This is a genomic window from Photobacterium japonica (genome assembly GCF_050337005.1).
Classification (GTDB): Bacteria; Pseudomonadota; Gammaproteobacteria; order Enterobacterales; family Vibrionaceae; genus Photobacterium; species Photobacterium japonica.
This window is the reverse complement of the sequence record NZ_JAKJSN010000041.1, coordinates 1-20,020: the sequence shown is the minus strand read 5'-3', so window position 1 is coordinate 20,020 and position 20,020 is coordinate 1. Positions and strand designations below refer to the sequence as shown.

Genomic DNA, 20,020 nt, shown 5'->3' with positions numbered 1-20,020 from the left:
TAGAGCATAGGTCATTGATTCTTCAAACACATGGACGAATGAGGGGAGCGGTGTTGCTAGCGGGAACGGAGGGCGTTTTTTTGGGGAGGGGGAATAACCACGCTGATGGTGGATCTAAACCGCAAACGCTAAATAGGAAAAAAGCCCTAAAAAGGGCTTTTTCGTTTTAAGCGCACATTGTTGTGAATGATCCACTGAGGGGATTATTCACACTCGACACGATTTATGCCGCTTATTCAGCTTTTGCTTATTCAAATTCGGCGCTGCGCATGCGGTTTAGCACCGCCATTACTTCAATCACACGTGGCTTCGCTAGGTCGCCGTACTGTGGCATTGAGCGGAACCAGTGTTCATTGAGCATTTGGTTGAAGACTTTTGCTGGGGCTTTTTCCCAGCCTTTGCCTTGCGCCGCTTGGAACCATAACCAACCAATGGTGTGCAGCTGACTGGCATCCGTAACCTGCTCTAACGCTTGCAGGTTGATGTAGTCACGCGCGAAACGCATGTAAGTCTTATCACGCACTTGAATGCGGAATTTACCTTCTTCAAGCTGTGTTTTTAGGCCGGTACGGTTCAGTTTACGGGTACGAGGACGGCTAATCACCGTTGTCCCTTCTGGCTGACGACGTGTTGGGTGCGAAGCAACAACCGCTTTGGCCTTTTCTGTCACGTCAATGGCCTGGTAGTTTTGCATTTGGATCACGGTATCTGCAACATCCAGATAGTCACCCGAACCGCCCATTACCAATAGGACAGAAATATCAAGCTGATCACGCAGCAGGGCGATACGGTCAACCAACGGCGTGATCGGCTCGTCTGCTTTCGCGATCAGACTCTGCATGCGCTCGTCACGCACCATGAAGTTTGACGCAGAAGTATCTTCATCAATCAGCAATGATTGTGCACCCGCTTCAATCGACTCTTGTAGCCAAGCGGCTTGAGACGTTGAACCTGACGCATTTTGCGTCGAGAACATGGTAGTGTCTTTGCCCATCGGCAAGTTGCTGATGTACGGAGACAGGTCAACGTTATGTACGCAACGGCCGTCTTCAGCTCGGATCTTGGATGCCGTTTCGTCGGTCACGATGTACTCGCGGCCATCACCCGGAATGTGGTCATACACGGCATTTTCAATGGCGTTAAGCAACGTTGATTTACCGTGGAAGCCACCACCCACAATCATGGTAATGCCTTTCGGGATACCCATACCACGGATTGTACCGCGGTGAGGGGCGTCTAGCTCAATCGCCAAACTGTCAGGGCTGGTGAAAGGAATGGCGCCTGCCATTGGTAACTCACTGTCACCTGATAGACGTGGCAGGATGCTGCCATCAGCCACAAACGCCATTAGGCCTTTTTCAGCCAGTTGACGACGCAGTGCAACCTGATCTTCCACGGTTTCACAGTGGCGCTTCAATTCGTCCATCGGTAATTCACGGGCAATCGTGGCGCGACGGATGATTTTTGGCATCGTGTATGTGAGGAGATTCGAGGTTTTCTTGGCGATGATGGTGCGGCCATCAGATGGCAAATTCACACGGAAACGCAGTTCAAGCGCATCTTCATCAAAGACAACAGCGGTACGATCAATCACAGCTTGACCCGGACGATCAATCTGCAGTTCGTTAATTTGTTGAGCAAGATCCGCAAAGTGACGGGCGATAAAATCACGGGCCGCACGTTGGTAGTCAGTAGATTGCTCTTTTAGCCACTCAAGATCGGTCAACGACCATTTACGGCGAGCACGTACACGTGAAGCCGGCGCGGCAGGATCCGTTTGCGTAATATCAATGAAAAAATCGAAGTCAACGAAATGGTATTCACCGCGCAACATGGAGTAGCTACGGTAATTGTGACGGTCAATTTTATGTAATTTTGATTCGAGTAATTGCATGTCGCCTCGATACCTTCGTTAGAAATTCCGGGGGCGGGATTCTACACTAAACCGCCTCCTCAAGGATATAAACTTTGCTGTTTATCCCGCTATTTCATTGGAATCATTCAATTCAGGGCGTGTTTTCCCCTAATCTGATATTGCGCTCACGGGTTGGCGTCAGATTTCCTACCAATGTCTAATGGTGGTCGGTCACTCAAGGCCGTAAATTGGACACATAGCCAACCGTTAAATCGGTTTGAATCTACAGGGTAGAGTGTAGTCGACGCGAGAGGGAAGTTGTCATGATGCAGAACACCATGAATATTGCAGAATACCTTTTTTTATTGGGCGGCCTGGGCATGCTCATGATGGGGATTGCACAGTATGGCCGTCGTACCCATGATTGGGGCGGGGTGGTCAGAATGTTCTATCGCCGCATAGATATGACCGTGGCTGAGTACAAATGGTATCGACTGGGCGTGAGTTGCGTGGTGGTCGCGGTGATTGTGCGGGTGGTGAATTTTACGGTCTGGCCGATATAACGGTAAGTTGCTGCCCAGCAGCTGCTGGGCAGGTAGTCAGGCAGATCGTTAATAAGTTGCTTGGTAAGTCGGTAAAACATGAAACGTGACGGCAATAGAGGGCATGATTGAGCCGTTGCGGCTCAATCACTCGCGCGTCAAGATCACTGCCGCGGTTTAGGTAACTGTAACTCAGCTTTGACGCCGCCTAAGGCGCTTCGGCTTAATGTAAGCTTACCGCGATAGCTATGCGCCAATTCGTTAACAATGTTCAATCCTAATCCGGTGCCGGGGGTTGTCTCGTCGAGGCGTACCCCCCGTTTCAGCACGTTTTCATAATCATCATCCGCAATGCCAGGGCCGTCATCTTCAACGGTGATGCACAGTGTCTGCGTATCCACATCGTGGTGATGCACGCGGATCAGCCCGTGCGCCCATTTGTAGCCATTTTCAATCACGTTGCCGATGAGTTCATCGAGGTCGCGTTTTTCTACCGCCACCATCAAATCACTGTCGAGTTCATTCACCAGCACCACGCCTCGGTGGGCATACACCTTATCCATGGCCATTGAAATGGCATCCACACGCGGTGATGGGGCGGTTTTCGCGGCCAGTATGTTAGCCGCTCCTGCCATGCGTGCGCGGCCTAAATGGTAGTCAATGTGTTGCTGCAATTGCTGTAACGACGGGCTGAGCTTGCGCCTGTCATCCATTGACAGATTGGCCACGTCGTTATTGAGTACCGCAATCGGGGTTTTCAGCGCATGTGACAAATTGCCTGCATGGTGACGGGCCCGTTCGAGCAACTCCTGATAATGGAATAGTAAGGCATTTAGATCGTCAACCACCGGACGAATTTCAGCCGGATACGTGCCAGTTAGCTCAGACAGTTCGCCATCACGCACCTGCTTTAACTTGTTTCGCAAACCTTTTAGCGGCAACAGCGACCACGTGATTTGCAGCCAGATCAGCAATAAGGTACCGCCCGCAAGCAACGCGAGGATCAGCCACAGGCTATGCGTCAGTTTTTGCAGCGTTTCCAATAAACGGTCTTGGTTGGCGGCAATGACAAGCTTTATCGGCTCATCGGCTTCGGGTAATCGGAATTGACGCTCTACCACCAGCAAAGACTGTTTATCTGGCCCTCGATACCCTTTTTTGGCGTTGCCCGTGATACGGGTGTCCCACAGTGAACGCGAGCGTAACTCGGTTTCATGGTTTGTCATCGTCCAGTACAGGCCACTATAGGGCTGTTGAAAACGCGGGTTAGACAAGGCACTGGGTGTGAGTAATTTGCCACTGTGGTTGACTTCGGTCAGGGCGGTTAGCTCATCCAGATACAGGTAGAGTTGCTGTTGTTCTTGTTCCACCAAATAGCTTTTAATGAAGGACGGCACGAGGTAGCCGGCCGAGAGGGTAGTGCCTAAAAGCCAAACAGCCGCGGCAATAAGCAAGCGGCTGCGAAGGCTGGGCAAGGTAGGACGCTGTGGTGCGTTAATTGCCATTGATGCGGTATCCCAACCCTCGGACGGTTTGAATCACATCGCTGCCGATTTTACGGCGAATGCGGCCAATGAACACTTCAATGGTGTTGGAATCGCGGTCAAAGTCTTGTTTGTAGATGTGTTCAACCAGTTCGGTACGGGAGATCACTTTGCCGATGTTGTGCATCATGTACGACAGCACTTTAAATTCGAGCGCAGTAAGATCCACGTTGTCGCCTTGGTAGGAAACCTTAGAGCTGCGGGTATCTAAGCTTAGGCCGCTGGCTTGGATCACGGGTGAGGTATTGCCCGTTGAACGGCGGACTTGCGCGCGCAGGCGAGCCATCAACTCCACCATTTGAAACGGTTTAGTGAGGTAATCATCGGCGCCTGCATTCAGTCCCTCAACCCGTTGGGTCAGTTCACTGCGCGCGCTGAGGATAATGACAGGGCATGTGACATTTTCATCACGGATCCCTTTTAACACGGTCAATCCATCCAGCTTCGGCAGGCCGAGATCCAATATGATCGCATCCCAAGGTTCAGACGTGCCACGATAAAGGGCATCAATGCCATCGCAAGACAACTCTGCCACCCATCCATTGTTTTCCAGGCCGGCGACAATTTGCTCACCCAATACGATTTCGTCTTCTACGACAAGTACTTTCATTGCGATACCTTGATGATGTTTTCTAGCCCACGGCCTTTAATTTCGAGAATGGTCAGGGTTTTAGCTTCATATTCAACGCGAACGATATTGTTATTCGGGTCAATGAGTTTGAGCTCGTAAATCCAAATATCGTCCTCTTCTTCCAATTCGACTTTGATGATCCGTCCGTGGAGCTGCTTGCTGACGACGGCCTGAAGGGCAGAATAGGGCTGAATGAGCCCCTGCTGGACTGCCTGCATCACGTCGTCGTGATCTTCTTCAATCTCCAGCTTCACATTAGCGAAAGCGTGGGGGAGAAAACAAAAGACCAATAAAAATGTGGTAAAAAAAACGCTTCTTATCTTCATGCTATTAAGTCTAACGCTACGAATGTGAACGAGAAATGAATAAATGAGCAATGCTGCCTGAGTGCATAAAATAGCACCACACCAAGAGCGTGTTTAACCCGATTGAATAATGAAGTTTACGTGGGAAATAGCGCCACGGGAAAGGTGAGAAAGCATATTTGTTTTCAAGGTCACAGATCCCGGGTGGCGTCGGGGCGATTTACTGATCCGGATTTGCGCGTGGGCGTATATAGCGGGCAAAGCGTGGGATCCCACGTTGGGTATAGCCATTAAACCGATACTGAATCATGCTGCCAATAACGGGAGGGTGTTCGCGGTCATGATCCCGAAAACCGCTGCCTATTTTGAAACGGATATTGTCAGACGTGACGACCCAGACGGCTCCCATCACGCCAGCATATTTTCCTTTACCGGGTTCGTAGCCAGTGACGATCGCTTCATCATCTTGATAGGACTTTATTTTCAGGACGCCGGCACTGCGCCCATGGTAATAGGGGTTTTCTTTGTGGTGCAGCATGATGCCTTCACCGCCATTGCGTTCAATGGTCGCCAACCACTTATGTAAAGCTTCGTTGTGGGTCAGCGTGCGTTGGTTGATAACCTGTACGATGGTTGGATCCATCCGTTGAGCGAGTTGTTGCAGTGTCGCAAGGCGTTGCGTGAACGATCCCGTTGATGCGGGCGCATCAAACAGCATGAATTTAACCTTGCGCCATTGTTTTTCATTAGGCTGCTTATCGAGCACTATTTGGCTGAGGTGCTGAAATTGGCCACGTTCAATCCAAAGTTCGCCCTCAATGGCATGGTCTGGCGGTAATGAAGCGGTAAACCATGCGGGGGCATACAGTGGTTTGCCTTGTCGGGTGATCAGTGCGTTGCCTGTCCATATAGCACGGATCCCATCGAGTTTTTCGCTCGCATAATAGTGGGCAATGTCGGCATGATTGTCTGTTTGCCAGTGGGTCATGTTAACGGACGTGGCCTTCATCACGGGTGTGGGTAATAAAACGTTGTCAGCATGACTGGCAAAAGGGCTAAGCGCCCAACCGATGGTTGCGGCGATTAGCGATAGACGGGAAGAAGACAATAAAGGGCGATGCATGATGGTTCCTCGGGCACGATAAGTTGAGTCACACTACGAAAATAAAATGCGGTGAGTAAACGCACGATAATGATGCGGGTGGCGTGAGTGTGATGATTTCACTGCGTATTCTGCAAAGGCGTATTGGTTTGCGGTTTGATTATGTGAATTTGACCGATGTTTATGTCTTTTGAGTATGAATGGCCGAGTGGGGAATTCGTGTAATCACTCTTTGAAAAAAACGTAACGAATAGGATAAAATCCTTCCCGCCTATTCACTGAATGAAAAGCGTAGTTAATGCAGTCACAACACTTATCAGGGACAGAATCTCGTTTTGTCGCGTTCGTTAAACGAAAAAATGTCACGTTATCGCCTCGGGTATATTTTATCCACGCCATGAGTTATATGGCGTTGGGGCTTTTTTCCTCATTGCTGATGGGTTCCATATTGAACACCTTAGGCATGAAGTTGGGGATCCCACTGTTTACTGACACGCTGTGGCCGTTAGCGAAGCAAATGACAGGGCCGGCCATTGGTGTGGCTGTGGCGTATGCATTACAAGCCCCCGCACTGGTGATGTTTTCGGTGACGACCGTGGGGGCGGCGGGGGCAGCGTTAGGAGGGCCGGTTGGCGCGTTTGTGGCAGCATTGATTGCGACGGAGTGCGGTAAGCTGGTGGCCAATGAAACCAAGGTCGATATCTTGGTAACACCGGCCGTGACGGTGATTATCGGTGTCGCCGTGGGCACGTTCATCGGGCCGTACATCGGCAATGCGATGACCTCGCTTGGGGATGTGATTATGTATGCGACCCAGCTGCATCCGTTTTGGATGGGTATGGTCGTTGCAGTATTAATGGGCATGGCGTTAACTTTGCCGATCAGCAGTGCGGCGATTGCCATTATGCTCAGTCTGAATGGTTTGGCTGCCGGTGCCGCAACAGTGGGCTGTTGTGTGCAAATGGTGGGCTTTGCCGTCATGAGTTTTCGTGAAAACCGCTGGGCAGGGTTGGTGGCGCAAGGGCTGGGTACGTCCATGCTACAAATGCCAAACATCCTTAAAAATCGCAAAATATGGTTACCGACAATCATCACATCGGCCATTTTAGGGCCAGTGTCAACGGTTGTGTTTGCGATGGAAAACACCCCACTAGGGGCGGGTATGGGGACGTCAGGGCTTGTCGGACAAATTCAAACCTTTGTCGCGTTGGATGCGGCGGGTTGGTCAACATCGTCCATGTATACTGCTATGTTGATGATGCATTTTGTACTGCCAGCGTTGTTGACACTTTTCTTTGCCGAAATGATGCGTAAAGCCGGTTGGATCAAGCCGGGAGATCTCGTGCTGAATTTACATTAAGCCGATGTTCTTCGGATGTCAGTAATGTGACAAGTTATGCAACGGGTTCTACTGTTTACGCAGCAAATTTGATATAACACTGACTTCGCTTGTTTTCGTTCCTTTTTGGGCATGAGTGGATTAAGGAAAGATCTATCCTTAATTGACGAGGATGCAATGGAAAATAATATGACATCTTGGAAAGTATCATTAGTTGCCGGTCTGCTACTGGGCGCAGGCGTTGCCTCTGCGGGCTGGTATTTCGTTACCCAAAAGTCAAACGATGAAGCGTTGGCTATGTTGGCAAAAGAGACAGAGGTGCTGGAGGCACAAAATGCCAACTTAACGTCGAAATTTCAACAGCTGAATGAAGCGGCTGGGGCTGAAATTACGCGCTTGCAGGAAAAAATCATTCAGGCACAAATCACGTTGGATGAGCAATTGGCCGCGCAAAAAGCAGAGTATGAAAAGCGATTGTCGTCAATGAAAACAGAGCAAAAGACGATGATTGTGACGAAGAAAAAACTCGACACCCAAGTGGTGAAACTCACCAGTACGGCAGAAAAGCAAAAAGTGGTGTTGGATAACTCGAAAGCGTTGTACCAACAACAACTGTTATTGCAAAAACAAGTGAGCAAAGCTGAAGCAGAAGTAAAAAAAGCCAAACGTGTGGCAAAAGAGTTTAAAAAGCCGTGTGATGAATTTAAGTCAGGCACCAGTTGGAATTGGGTTTCTCAAGCCGACTGTGACAAATATGATGCTAAGCTAAAAGCGGTCGATGATGCAGAAGCTCAGTTAGCAGCACTGCAAGAAGAGTTGGCCGAATTGAATACCAAAATTGATATTGAGATCCCGCGTCCAGAATAAGGCGCCAAGATATCATGTCACATAAACACCAAAAGACGAGGTTAACCCCTCGTCTTTTTTGTACGCGACCTAATTCGTGAGCCTCTCTGTGGGTAAGCATGATGAGGGCAATGATAAAGTGGGGGGATGGACATGACGGAAAGCGACAAGGTGGCAAATGTATTTACAATGATCCCCGATGTGTTACCGCAAGAGCTAATGGAAGACATCGTCAGTGGGCAGCAAATGCGCATTGAGCGGATTGTTTCGAAGGGGCATACCACACCAAGCGATGAATGGTATGACCAAGATGAGCATGAGTGGGTGATGGTGCTACAAGGCCAAGGCCGCATTGTGTTTGAAGAGGGAACGCGAGAAGTGGAACTCGGCGTAGGGGATCACATCAATATTCCTGCACACCAACGGCATCGGGTATCGTGGACCACGCCAGACACGGAAACAATCTGGTTGGCGGTTTTTTACCGATAACGACTGTCAATGAATGTGGCGATGAATATTTATCGAAAATAGCAGCGAGACCGAGGCCTCGCTGCTATTTTATGGCGCTCTGATGCTGTGTCGGCTTATGACGCCAGTGGATAAGACAGCGGTTTTGCCAACGCAACAGGGTAGTGACGCTCTTCCGCTAAGGCGATGGCCTTCTCTTCCACATCCTGAGAGGAGATTGAGCGGGTAACGGGCAACGACAACGCATCTGACTGTTGTGTACCGTGATACTGGAATAAGCCTTCTTCCACGAGTTTGTCTACGATGCTGTGTGCGGCGGATAATGCTGAAGAGGCTTTCACAATTTCAGTGCGGGCATAACGTTGGCCGGCAAAAGAGATGTCGGCGGCGCGCAGTGAAGCATCATCCCCTGGAATTTGTTGGGCACCGAACAGCGGCTTCCCTCCCACCGTTGCAGAGGCGTAGTGAGGAACAAAACGTGCCATGTGATTAATTGCACGCTGAGATCGCAGTGTGGCTTCATCGTTTGGCCAACCCTGCTTGATCTTCTGAATGAACGAGCCTTGTAACTGGGGTTGCGCACTGTTGTTGGTGCTCGCCACTAATCCTTTTTTGAACAGCGTGATGTCTTCAGTCATACCGTGTAGCTGGAAATACCCCTCTGGGTAAGGGGTAAGCTGTGCCATACCGTCCGGTGTCCCACGTTCACCATGGAAGATCACTTCTGGCCATACTCCCTGACATGCTGCCCAATGTGTCACGTACGCGGCCTTAAACTCCACCAAGCGAGGGCGGCTTAGTTGCGCCAAGTCATCGATGGTGCCGGTTTGGAAACCACAGGCGTTGATCAGGTAATCCACGTGCGTTGTGTGTGTGACATGATCGGCTTCAGGCATCGAGTGAGTTTGGTATTCAATGGACCAGCCCAAATCGTCAGCTTGTTGCAGGTGCGTCACTTTACTTTGCGTATGCACGGTACAGCTAGGCAAGTGTGATAGCGCAAGTTGAGCTGTTGCCGCCAAACGGAACACACTCCAGCCAAATTCCTGCACTAACACGAATGGAAATTTGAAACGATCGAGATCCAACTGTTTAGCCAGAGGGATCATCCAGTCATCGAGTTGCTGTGGCGCATCTGGCGTAGCTTGTTGCGCCAGTCGTGCCATGTCGTCACGTTCATACAGTTTATAATAATGCTTAGGCTGGCCTAACACGCACAGGCTTGGGTCATCGTTCACTAATTGCTGATAGAGGGTTTGCAGTTTATTCAGTCGTGGCAGCAACGCGGTAGGATCACTGCTGTCGTGCTGTGGTACGGCAATCACGGTCGGGCGAATATTCACCGTGTGTGGGAACACCTTCACCGTATCAATAGATTGCTTTAATAAAGTGACGCATTGTTCATCAGAAATCTCGCGATACAGGTTGCCGCCTGCGTGTAAATGGCAGATTGGGGGACCATTGACAAGGCTAGTACCTGCTTCAAACAGTTCGACCTGTATGCCCAGCTCTGCTAATTGAAGGGCAACGGTAGAGCCTGCAATACCACCGCCTATAATGCCAACGCGAAGTGAATGCTGCGGGGGATGAGCTGGAAAGCTTTGATCATTCATAAAAAGAGTCAGTGAGTCATAAAACGATGGTAAAGAATACGCTGATTTTACTGTGCATAGATCACAATGCAAACCTAAATAAAGCCAAGTGGGAAGAGATTATTTCAAGACCGGGCTACAAGTAGCTGGTACTATACGTTTTTAACAAAAAACAACTCGTTTTCAATGTTTTGTATACCCAAGCTACTTTTGTCTTTTTCGTTAAGAAGTGACTTGGGTATACCGACATCCGTGAATAAATTTGAATGGGAAATACCATGTCTACCTCTATTTTAATTTGTGATGATTCTGCGTTAGCCAGAAAACAGATGGCGAGGGCGTTACCGTCATCTATCGCACCGGAGGTGACGTTCGCGGAAAACGGGGTGCAGGCATTGCACCACCTTCAGCAAGGCCACTTTGATTTGTTGTTCTTGGATCTGACCATGCCTGAAATGGATGGCTATCAGACGCTAGAAGCCATGCGCCAGCAGGGTATTAACGTTAAAACCATTGTTGTTTCAGGTGATATTCAGCCGCAGGCACAAGCACGGGTAAAAGCTCTAGGTGCCATTGAATTTCTCAAAAAGCCGATTGATAAAGAACATTTAAGAGCACTACTGAAGACACTCATCGCACCGGTCGATGTGTTTTCATTGGATGTGGATATTAAGCGCCCGAGCACGCCGATATTGCGTCGTCGAGATGTGTACCTCGAAGTGGCTAACGTCGCCATTGGGCGTGCGGCTGATTCACTGGCTAGACACTTTAATGTGTTCGTGAATTTACCGCTGCCCAATGTGAATGTATTTGAAGTCAGCGAACTGCATATGACCCTGCGTCATCTGGCGAGTAACAGCAGTATGTCGGGAATTTGCCAAGGCTTTAACGGCGAAGGTATTGCGGGTGAAGCATTAGTTTTACTCAGTGATTCGAGTGTGGCAGATCTCATGCGTTTGATGAATTACCCTGAGGTGGACGGTGTCGATACCGAACTTGAACTGTTAATGGACGTGAGCAACATCCTCGTTGGATCGTTCCTTAAAGGCTTGGGACAACAAGCAGAAGTGAAGTTTTTCCAGAGTTATCCGGTGGTACTAGGGCAGCATATGTCCATCGATAACATGATTGATAAAACGGAAAGTAATTGGCGTCGCACCATGACCTTTGAAGTGAGCTATGGCATTGAAAATTCAAATGTAAAGTGTGAGCTCTTGCTAATGTTTGTGGATGAATCTTTCCCTTTGCTGGATAACAAGTTGTCATATTTGATGGATGAGGAGTAGTCGCATGTTGTCGTTACCTGCAGAATTTGAGCAGTTTCACTGGATGGTGGACATGGTGCAGCATGTTGACCTTGGTCTAGTGGTGATTGATCGTGACTACACTGTGCATGTGTGGAATGGTTTCATGACACACCACAGTGGAAAACAAGCCCATGAAGCCATCGGAAAAAACGTGTTTGAACTGTTCCCTGAAATCCCACAGGAATGGTTTGTCGTGAAAGTGAAGCCGGTGTTTGATTTAGGCTGCCGTGGCTTTGTCACATGGCGCCAGCGGCCTTACTTATTTAAGTGCCGCAATGTCAGACCGATCACGCAGCAAGCGCCTTTTATGTACCAGAATGTCACCCTGAATCCGATGACCTCACCAAGAGGCCAGGTTGACTACTTGTTTTTGGCCATTGAGGATGCGTCTGCGGAAGCGTTGGCGGTGTGTCATCATTAAACGCGAAGGCGTGGTGAAAGACGGTTATGTCGATGAATCTCCCCTACATAAAAAAGCCTGCTCACTGAGCAGGCTTTTTTTAAGGCGTTTTTTTGTGGTGTCTTTGTACGGTGCTTTATTGCGCAAGCCAGAGTGATGCGCATTGTTGCCCTTGCGTGCTGTTGATGTATAAATTATGCAACGGATTGATATGGCTTTTGGTTGATATCACTTTTTTGTCGTGTATCATGTGTCAAATGTGTGATTTGTGTCATTGTTGTTGAAAAAAAAGACACGGAATTACCAGCATGTTCTAAAAATGAATGGGTAGTGGTAAATAAAAAAGTAGGGATATACTAATATGACAAAAATCTTCAAAATTCTTCCGCTTGCACTGTTGATTTCGGGTGCTGTACAGGCTGGAACTGAAAATCCGTGGTACGTCGGTGCACGTGTAGGGGGAACCACATTCGATAACGTCGATGGGTCATTGAAAGGTCAAGATCTGGATAAAGACGACTGGGGTGGTGGTCTATTTATTGGTTATAACGTGACACCATGGTTCGGTCTCGAAGCGGGTTACACTTACCTTGGGCAAGCTGACTATCTGAATGATGGTTTTGAAGTGCAGGGTATAGACTTACTGGGTAAATTTACTTACGAGGTGTCTAACTCGTTTGATCTTTACGCTAAAGCCGGTGGATTTGTTTACGATGCAGATAACGGCGTCGTGAATGATGATGATTCAGGCCTTGCCGCAACTGCGGGTGTCGGTGCTGAATACTTCTTTAATGATGACTTGTCTGCCCGTGTTGAATATCAATACTACAACCAAGTTGGCGATACACAGCAACCTGGTGAAAGTGACGTGCATTTCTACGGGGTGAGTTTGGTATATCACTGGGGTGCACCTGCACCGATCGCAGTGGTAGAACCTGAGCCAGAACCAATGCCAGAGCCAGAACCACAAGTGGAAGTTATCACTATTGAAGCGGTTGGGGCGATTCTGCCGTTTGGTTTTGATAGTGATAAACTCACGCAGGAAGACATTGCATTGTTGCAACCTGTAGCGAAACAGTTGGTGGCATACCCTGACACGAAACTGTACGTCGTTGGTCACACCGATGGCCGTGGTTCTGTCGAGTATAACCAGAAACTATCTGAAGAACGTGCCGCGGTTGTCGCGGGTTATGTGGCAGAGCAAGTCGGTATTTCAAAAGACCGTATTGTTGCACAAGGCCGTGGTGAGCTTGAGCCTGTTGCATCGAATGATACCGATCAAGGTCGCGCTCAAAACCGTCGTGTAGAAGTGTTTGTACCTAGCTTCGAAGTGACCCAATACTGATCACGGTGAGTGAATATATCTGTTCATTGATATGAACAGGATAGATAAAAAAATCCAGCACCTCGGTGCTGGATTTTTGTTTTGTGCGGTTTCGATTTTTGTGCCATTAACGTAGTGGATTACGCAGTACGTGCATCGACGTCAGTGCTAGCGGCTTTCTCTGCCGCTGGCATCTTTGCCTCTGCGGCCTTACAAGCAGCAGCCGTAAAGATAACATCGGTTGAACTGTTCAGCGCCGTTTCGGCAGAGTCCTGAATAACACCGATAATAAAGCCAACAGCAACCACCTGCATCGCCACTTCATTCGGGATCCCGAATAGGCTAGAGGCCAATGGGATCAACAGCAGTGAGCCACCCGCAACACCGGATGCACCACAAGCCGAGACCGCTGCAACCACGCTCAGTAGAACCGCGGTTGCCATATCAACTTCAATTCCCATGGTATGTACTGCTGCCAGTGTCAGCACTGTGATGGTAATCGCAGCACCGGCCATGTTGATGGTCGCGCCAAGTGGAATAGAAACGGAGTAGGTGTCTTCATGCAAGTCGAGATCTTTACATAGTTGCATGTTGACCGGAATGTTAGCTGCTGAACTGCGTGTGAAGAAAGCCGTAATGCCACTTTCACGAATACAGCGTAGCACCAATGGGTAGGGATTTTCTTTTGTTTTCACATACACGATGATCGGGTTCACGATGAACGCGATAATGGCCATTGAACCCAACAGTACCCCTAGAAGGTGCAGGTAACCTAGCAGGGCATCAAAACCGGTTTCAGCAAAGGTGTGTGACACCAAACCGAAGATACCGATAGGCGCTAAACGAATGACAAAACGCACGATCAGCGTGATACCGTTCGACATGTCATGGAACACTTGCTTCGTTGCATCACTGGCTTGGTGTAGCGCAAAACCCAATGCGATAGCCCATGCCAAAATACCGATGAAGTTACCGTTCATTAATGCATGAACAGGGTTGTCCACGATTTGGAATAGCAAGGTGTTAAGTACCTCGCTGATCCCTTCCGGTGGCGTTGCATTGGTCGCGCCAGTCACAAGAGTTAAAGTGGTTGGAAAAAGAAAACTCATTGTTACCGCGGTGAACGATGCCATTAATGTACCGAACAAATACAGCACAATAATGGGTTTCATGTTGGTATGGGTGCCTTTTTTCTGGTTAGCGATAGAAGACGCTACCAAGATAAAGACGAGGATAGGCGCGACCGCTTTCAGTGCACCAACGAAGAGGCTGCCAAGGAAGCCGACTTTGAGGGCTGAAGCGGGTGAAAAGGTTGCAAGGAAGACACCAGCGACGATACCGATGAGTATCTGTATCACGAGGCTACCATTTGCAACTCGGGCTAAAAACGGTTGTGATTGATTCATGTTACATCCTGCATATTTTATATTTATGTTGTGAAGCATTTAATTTTGTATTCGTCACATTTTGTAACAGGATTTTCGGTATATTTCCACTATTGATTTAAYGAACTTTTAAGAAACGTTTTTTTTACATTCCATATCGCTATTTTTAGAAAGTATTGCTATCAAAGACAAATGGCGGAAAAAGTTGTTAATAAGCCAGTTTGTTGGTGAAAAGTTTTGTTAAAAAAGCCCACGAAAAGCGGGCTTAATTTTTATCGTAACCATTTAAAATGCTTATGGAATAAGCGGTTCAAGGGCACTTTTCTGCTTGATGTTGATGGCAGGATCACGTTTTTTTAGTGACTGAAGTTGCTGCTGTAACGCCGTGATGTCCTCTTTATTCGCCGTATCACCGCTCATGCTATATCGAGCTTTCATCTGCTTTTCAATTAACAAGTGGAGACTTTCTCTACTTGGGTGCGAAGGGTTTTGTTTGATCCACTGCTGAAAATACGTCTGCAGTAAAATAGTCTGGTTATCCGCCACGGCGTTGATCATTCCTTGCAGGGGATCGGTGTCAGGCAACGTGCGTAGTGTGGGTGTTGCGTATTGCGCGAGTGCACGGGTTAAGGCTTGTCGCTGCGTGCGTTCATGCCACCACAACCCGGTGAAGATCGCCCATAACAAGGCCAGTACACCACAAACCCAAGGCCAAATGCCGGATGAAGGCTCTTCCTGCGGCGTGATTGCCGTTGGCTGAGGTGTATTCTTTTCCGCGAGATCAATGGTGGTGTTCCCATTGGCTGGTGGTGCCACCATGAGCGATGAATGGCTATCACCTGGTTGCACGTCAAGGGTTAAGCCGTCTACTTTACTGGTTTGAGGTTTATCGGTAGTGGTATCCCACCAATTAATGGCCAAAGACGGTAGGGCTAATTGGCCTTCTGCGCGAGGGATGATCACTTGCTTCAGGGTCATTGTGGTGTAGTCCCCTTCGCTGCCGTACACCGGTTTTTCATCATAGACCCGTACCGCACTTGGGTAGGTGAGGGTGATATTTGGTAATGTGCTTTGTTCAGCATTTTTAATACGTAGTGTTAGGGTACGTGTGATGGGTTCGCCCACTTTGATTTGGGGTGATTCTGGATCCCATTTTTGTGCCAGTTGCAGATCTTCCGTTGGCAACCAAAGCCCTTTATAGCTGGCCGGCTTGCCTTTAATGTTCAAGGTAAGATCATCGGCGTGTTCTTCAAACGGGAGGCGTAATGTTGATCCAAATCCACGGTTGCCTTTCACGATAGAGCCCGTAAAGCCTGCTCCTCGCAGCAAAATCTCGCCGTCTTTGGTCGGTGTGATTTGGTAATCACGCGTAATCACCAGATAGCGTCGGCCATTAATCACCGTTTCAAACTGACTGTCATCGCCTTGCTGCTTCACGTCCAAGCCGTCACCAGAGGGTGGCTGTAGCGATGCTTGGCTCATTTGCTCGCCAATACGTAGTCTGACTGAGTAACGCAACGTTTCTCCCACGTAGGCAGTGTCTTTTTCTAATGTTGCAGACAAGGCGATGTTGGGTTTCGTGTCAGTGGCAGCCTCTGCATTGGCCGATTTCATCACGGTGATAGTGATGGGATCGGTCGATGTCGCACCGATCTGAAAGCTCGGAATAACAAATTCGCCCACCGCTTTTGCCGCAATGGCAACTCGCCATGAGGTGCTACGGGAGATCACACCATTAATGATGTTTTGACCACTGCTCACTTGGGGTGAGCCGACATTGAAGTCGTTACTCAGCGGCGATAGATCCAGCGCATTCGTGCTGACGTTATCATCAATGCTGACTTGCAATTGAAAGACTTCATTCACGCCAACAATGTTTTTTGACACTGTGGCAACGGCTTGTGCCGCCTGACTGGCGGCTGAGAAAAAAAAGAGCGCACAGGCAATGAGGGCCACCATAGAATGGCGCCAACGAGACAGTGTCGCGGTGGATGATGAGAGTGCGTTAAGTCGTGTCATTGTTTAATTACCATGAGTTTGCCGTATCTTGTGGTGCTGCTTTTTCTCGTGCTTGCAAGATGATCTGCGCGCGGATCAATTCAGCCGTGTCATCGGGCACCTGTTCCAGTTTTTTCAAAATTGGATCGCTGGCAGAGGCATTACTGTCCCCCTCGTTAGAGGTACCAACGGCCGCCGACCCGTTTTTATCCTGCGGATCGCTATCGTCGGATTCCGCCATTTTCAGTGCAGTTTGTTGTGCTTCCGCGTTCTGCTCTGGATATGTCGGTTTACCTTCTGATTGCGCTTGAGCAGAAGATGGCGAAGGCTGCTCTCCTTGTGTTGCCTGTTGCCCATTCTGCTTTTTAGGCTGCCCGTTCTCACCGTGTTGTGTTTTCTGTTGTGAGGACGATTGACTCTGTGATGATGCGTGTTCTTGAGAAGCACCCTGATCTTGTGACGAAGCGCCTTCAGACGGAGACGGTGACGATTCAGCCTTGTCAGCTCCCGAGCTGTCAGACCCTGACTGGGATTGACCTTGTTGGTTCTGTCCCTGTTGATTTTGACCTTGCTGGTTCTGCTGCTGATCAGATTGTGACGCTTCGGTGTTTTGTTGATCTTGCTTATTCTGCCCGTTAGCATTTTGATTCTGCTGATTCTGCTGATTCTGCTGATTCTGCTGATTCTGCTGTTCTTGTTGATCCTCTGGCTTTTGCTGCTGTTTTGCTGCCTCAATCAGTTCAAGGTTTTTCTTGGCATCGGCGTGATCCGGATTGTCGGCCAAAATGGCACGGTATTGTGCGGCCGCTTTGTCTAAATCACCCGATTGGGCATAGGCATTCCCGAGGTTATAGCGTGATGTTTCGTCCGTAAGGGGGCGTAACGTGTCAATGGCTTGCGTAAACTGACCTGCTTTGTATTCTGCTGCGCCTTTCCATGATGGGGCATTAAACTGCTTGGCTGCTTCCGCAAATTGTCCTTGTTCATACAATTCAAATGCGACGGTATCATTGTTTCGGAAGGGCTCTTTCCAGCTTGCCGCGTGGGCCATGTCCATTGGCATCACGGTAAAGAGCAGGGCAACGACAATACCACGCTTAAAACCGAACAATGCCAGTATTACGAGGGGTAATAACAACCAGAATCCATTGTTTACGCGCTCTTCTAGGGTTTTTTTCTCGTGCTTTTCCGCCTGAGAGGCCGTTTGGCTGGTGGCTGCAATCAACTGATCCACATCGCTGTTAGTCGGTTGCGCTAATTGTAAAACGCCACCGGTTTGTTGCGTGAGAGGCAGTAAGTTGTCGATGTCCAATTTATCGACCACGGTATTGCCTTGTTGGTCGGTCAATAAATGGCCTTCTGGTAACCTAATGGGCGCACCTTGTGGTGTGCCGACGGCCAGAATAGACACGCGATAGGGAGTGTTGGCGAGTAACGCTTGGCTTTTCGCCAGTTCGTCATCGTTGAGTCCATCGGTGATCAGGACAATATCCCCCTCTTGATGGCCAGCTTGCTTGAGCAGGTTAATGGCTTCTTGGATACCGGCTGCTGCATTACTGCCTTGAATCGGCAGGATTTCCGGAGACAGTGATGGGATTAAGCTCGCCAACGTTTTCGCGTCTTCAGTCAGCGGACTAACCGTGTAGCCATCTGCTGCATAAGCGACTAAACCGGTACTGCCTTCCTTCCAGCCGGGTAATAAATCTAACGCTTTGAATCGCGCCTGAGTGAGGCGATTCGGGGTCACGTCATTGGCATACATCGACCGAGACATATCCATCACCAGTACACGGGCATCAGACAGGCTGTAAGCGGGCAGGGTTGTTTTCTGCCAACTTGGCCCGGCTAATGTGATAACCATGCCCAGCCAAAAAAGGCCGAGCCCAGGCAGAAAATGGTGGGTTTTCTTTGGGGTATGATCACCCAGTTTTGCCGCGAGGTGAGGAGCAATGAGCCCCTGTTTTTGCTGACCACGGCGTAGCCAAGGCAGCACGATTGCGAGCGGCAACAGCGCAATAAACCAAGCTGGGTATAAGAAAGTGAAACTAGCCATGACGTTTTCTCATGATAACAATGACGATGGACAGCAACAGGACGGCAGCCAACGGAAAGCGGAACAGCTCTTGGCGAGGTCGCCACGTTTGCTGGGCATTATTGACCGGCTCAAGCTTGTCAATCGTGGTATAAATCTGTTCCAGCTCCTGCGGGTTGCGCGCGCGGAAATATTGGCCGCCTGTCAACTCTGCAATGCGGCGGAGTGTGGTTTCATCCAAATCTTGTGAGGGATTCACTGTACGGCTTGAAAAAAAGGTACGTTGTTCCATTTCTTCTGCGCCGACACCCACGGTATAGATGGTGACATTGCTTTTCTTGGCCAACTCGGCGGCTTCAATCGGGTCAATGACACCGGCAGTATTTGCCCCGTCACTGAGTAATACAATGACGCGCTGGGGCGCTTTGCTCTCAATGAAGGTGCGCGTTGCCACCCCAAGCCCTTCACCGATCGCCGTACTTTGCCCAATCAGCCCCATCACCGTGCGATCAAGTTGTTGCTGTACGGTATTTCGGTCGAATGTGAGTGGGGTCTGCAAATAGCCATGATTGGCAAACAACACAAGGCCTAAGCGGTCGCCTTTACGGTGGCCAATAAAATCATGCAACACGTTTTTAACGGCGGTCAGACGGTCGATAGCATTGCCATTTTCCGTGATCATGTCTTCCGTCGACATCGAGCCGGATAAGTCGACGGCCAGCATCATATCGCGGTGTTCAGGGTTGATTTCAATCGGGTCGCCATACCAAACCGGTCGTGCACAAGCAACGATCAAGGCGACCCAAGCGGCGCCCATTAACCCCAATAGCCAACGACTGGTTTGCTGTTGTTGTCCGAGTCCTGCCGGCAATTTCGGTAATCGAATCGCAGACGGCTGCACCGACGGTTTCGTTAAAAAATAAACAAGAAAGGGAAGCGGTAATAAGGCGAAAGCCCACAACCAAATAAATTCAAACATTGCACATTGTCCTACTGCTCTTGCTGCACAAAGCGCGCTTTTTTAATCCATACCTTCACTTGACGTAAACAAGCATTGAATTGCTTCTCACTTAACGGCATAGGTGAGAAAAGCCCTTGTTGCCAATCACTCGATAGCGCTACAAATCCGGCCTCTTTCTGGGGAAGTTGCGCATCCAGAAATGCCAGCCATTTTTCACCGGCGAGTCCGGCGACATGCTGTCGAGGGCGATAGGTCATCGCCATTTGGCGTAATAATTGGTTCAGCTCACCAAATTGTGCGGGCTGGGTGAAACGCTGTAATTTCGTGAGGGCTTCATGGCGAGCGCGATTTCTTTGGCGATATTGCCAGTACGTGAACGCCAAAAAGGC

Annotated in this window: 18 protein-coding genes; 7 read left to right on the top strand and 11 right to left on the bottom strand. The window is 49.2% G+C overall.

The window, feature by feature from the left end; translation table 11 throughout:
- Nucleotides 1-247: 247 nt before the first annotated feature.
- Nucleotides 248-1,894 (bottom strand): P-loop domain-containing protein, encoded by a 1,647-nt coding sequence (locus tag L4C36_RS15980; RefSeq protein ID WP_428478801.1) that lies wholly within the window; start codon nt 1,892-1,894, stop codon nt 248-250.
- A gap of 287 nt (nt 1,895-2,181) precedes the next feature.
- On the opposite strand from L4C36_RS15980, the gene L4C36_RS15975 reads away from it, so the two are divergent.
- Complete coding sequence (locus L4C36_RS15975) at nt 2,182-2,418, top strand: hypothetical protein (protein WP_428478828.1); 237 nt, start codon at nt 2,182-2,184, stop codon at nt 2,416-2,418.
- A gap of 143 nt (nt 2,419-2,561) precedes the next feature.
- Here L4C36_RS15975 and L4C36_RS15970 read toward each other — a convergent pair whose 3' ends face one another.
- The 4 genes from L4C36_RS15970 to L4C36_RS15955 all read right to left on the bottom strand — a co-directional run bounded on the left by L4C36_RS15970 (nt 2,562) and on the right by L4C36_RS15955 (nt 6,000).
- Entirely contained in the window at nt 2,562-3,902 is a 1,341-nt protein-coding gene (locus L4C36_RS15970) for an ATP-binding protein (protein WP_428478800.1), read from the bottom strand.
- A complete protein-coding gene (locus L4C36_RS15965; RefSeq protein WP_428478799.1) occupies nt 3,892-4,551 on the bottom strand; it encodes a response regulator transcription factor in 660 nt (219 codons plus the stop codon). Before L4C36_RS15965 ends, L4C36_RS15970 begins: the two co-directional genes overlap by 11 nt.
- Nucleotides 4,548-4,898: a PepSY domain-containing protein gene (locus L4C36_RS15960; protein ID WP_428478798.1), complete on the bottom strand. Its 351-nt coding sequence runs from the start codon at nt 4,896-4,898 to the stop codon at nt 4,548-4,550. Before L4C36_RS15960 ends, L4C36_RS15965 begins: the two co-directional genes overlap by 4 nt.
- A 199-nt stretch (nt 4,899-5,097) precedes the next feature.
- Entirely contained in the window at nt 5,098-6,000 is a 903-nt protein-coding gene (locus tag L4C36_RS15955; protein WP_428478797.1) for a DNA ligase, read from the bottom strand.
- A gap of 277 nt (nt 6,001-6,277) precedes the next feature.
- Here L4C36_RS15955 and L4C36_RS15950 point away from each other — a divergent pair, with 277 nt between their 5' ends.
- The 3 genes from L4C36_RS15950 to L4C36_RS15940 all read left to right on the top strand — a co-directional run bounded on the left by L4C36_RS15950 (nt 6,278) and on the right by L4C36_RS15940 (nt 8,653).
- Nucleotides 6,278-7,339 carry a PTS sugar transporter subunit IIC gene (locus tag L4C36_RS15950; RefSeq protein WP_428478796.1) on the top strand — a complete coding sequence of 354 codons (1,062 nt, stop codon included), beginning with the start codon at nt 6,278-6,280 and terminating at the stop codon, nt 7,337-7,339.
- 168 nt (nt 7,340-7,507) lie between these two features.
- Nucleotides 7,508-8,185, top strand: coding sequence for a chromosome segregation ATPase (locus tag L4C36_RS15945; RefSeq protein WP_428478795.1), 678 nt, complete (start codon nt 7,508-7,510; stop codon nt 8,183-8,185).
- Between the two features lie 126 nt (nt 8,186-8,311).
- A complete protein-coding gene (locus L4C36_RS15940; protein ID WP_428478794.1) occupies nt 8,312-8,653 on the top strand; it encodes a cupin domain-containing protein in 342 nt (113 codons plus the stop codon).
- Between the two features lie 95 nt (nt 8,654-8,748).
- On the opposite strand, the gene L4C36_RS15935 is transcribed toward L4C36_RS15940, so the two are convergent.
- Complete coding sequence (locus tag L4C36_RS15935) at nt 8,749-10,245, bottom strand: FAD-dependent oxidoreductase (protein WP_428478793.1); 1,497 nt, start codon at nt 10,243-10,245, stop codon at nt 8,749-8,751.
- 257 nt (nt 10,246-10,502) lie between these two features.
- Between L4C36_RS15935 and L4C36_RS15930 the strand changes: the two genes are divergently transcribed.
- From L4C36_RS15930 to L4C36_RS15920, 3 genes are all read left to right on the top strand, one after another.
- Nucleotides 10,503-11,510 carry a response regulator gene (locus L4C36_RS15930; protein ID WP_428478792.1) on the top strand — a complete coding sequence of 336 codons (1,008 nt, stop codon included), beginning with the start codon at nt 10,503-10,505 and terminating at the stop codon, nt 11,508-11,510.
- 4 nt (nt 11,511-11,514) lie between these two features.
- Nucleotides 11,515-11,952, top strand: coding sequence for a PAS domain-containing protein (locus tag L4C36_RS15925; RefSeq protein ID WP_428478791.1), 438 nt, complete (start codon nt 11,515-11,517; stop codon nt 11,950-11,952).
- A gap of 340 nt (nt 11,953-12,292) precedes the next feature.
- Entirely contained in the window at nt 12,293-13,276 is a 984-nt protein-coding gene (locus tag L4C36_RS15920; protein WP_428478790.1) for an outer membrane beta-barrel protein, read from the top strand.
- Between the two features lie 119 nt (nt 13,277-13,395).
- On the opposite strand, the gene sstT is transcribed toward L4C36_RS15920, so the two are convergent.
- From sstT to L4C36_RS15895, 5 genes are all read right to left on the bottom strand, one after another.
- Nucleotides 13,396-14,661: a serine/threonine transporter SstT gene (gene sstT, locus L4C36_RS15915; RefSeq protein WP_428478789.1), complete on the bottom strand. Its 1,266-nt coding sequence runs from the start codon at nt 14,659-14,661 to the stop codon at nt 13,396-13,398.
- Nucleotides 14,662-14,934: 273 nt separating this feature from the next.
- On the bottom strand, nt 14,935-16,659 hold the full coding sequence (locus tag L4C36_RS15910; RefSeq protein WP_428478788.1) for a BatD family protein: 1,725 nt from the start codon (nt 16,657-16,659) through the stop codon (nt 14,935-14,937).
- A gap of 7 nt (nt 16,660-16,666) precedes the next feature.
- Nucleotides 16,667-18,691: a vWA domain-containing protein gene (locus tag L4C36_RS15905; RefSeq protein WP_428478787.1), complete on the bottom strand. Its 2,025-nt coding sequence runs from the start codon at nt 18,689-18,691 to the stop codon at nt 16,667-16,669.
- Entirely contained in the window at nt 18,684-19,649 is a 966-nt protein-coding gene (locus L4C36_RS15900) for a vWA domain-containing protein (protein WP_428478786.1), read from the bottom strand. Before L4C36_RS15900 ends, L4C36_RS15905 begins: the two co-directional genes overlap by 8 nt.
- A gap of 11 nt (nt 19,650-19,660) precedes the next feature.
- On the bottom strand, nt 19,661-20,020 hold a 360-nt coding region (locus L4C36_RS15895), incomplete at its 5' end, for a DUF4381 domain-containing protein (RefSeq protein ID WP_428478785.1).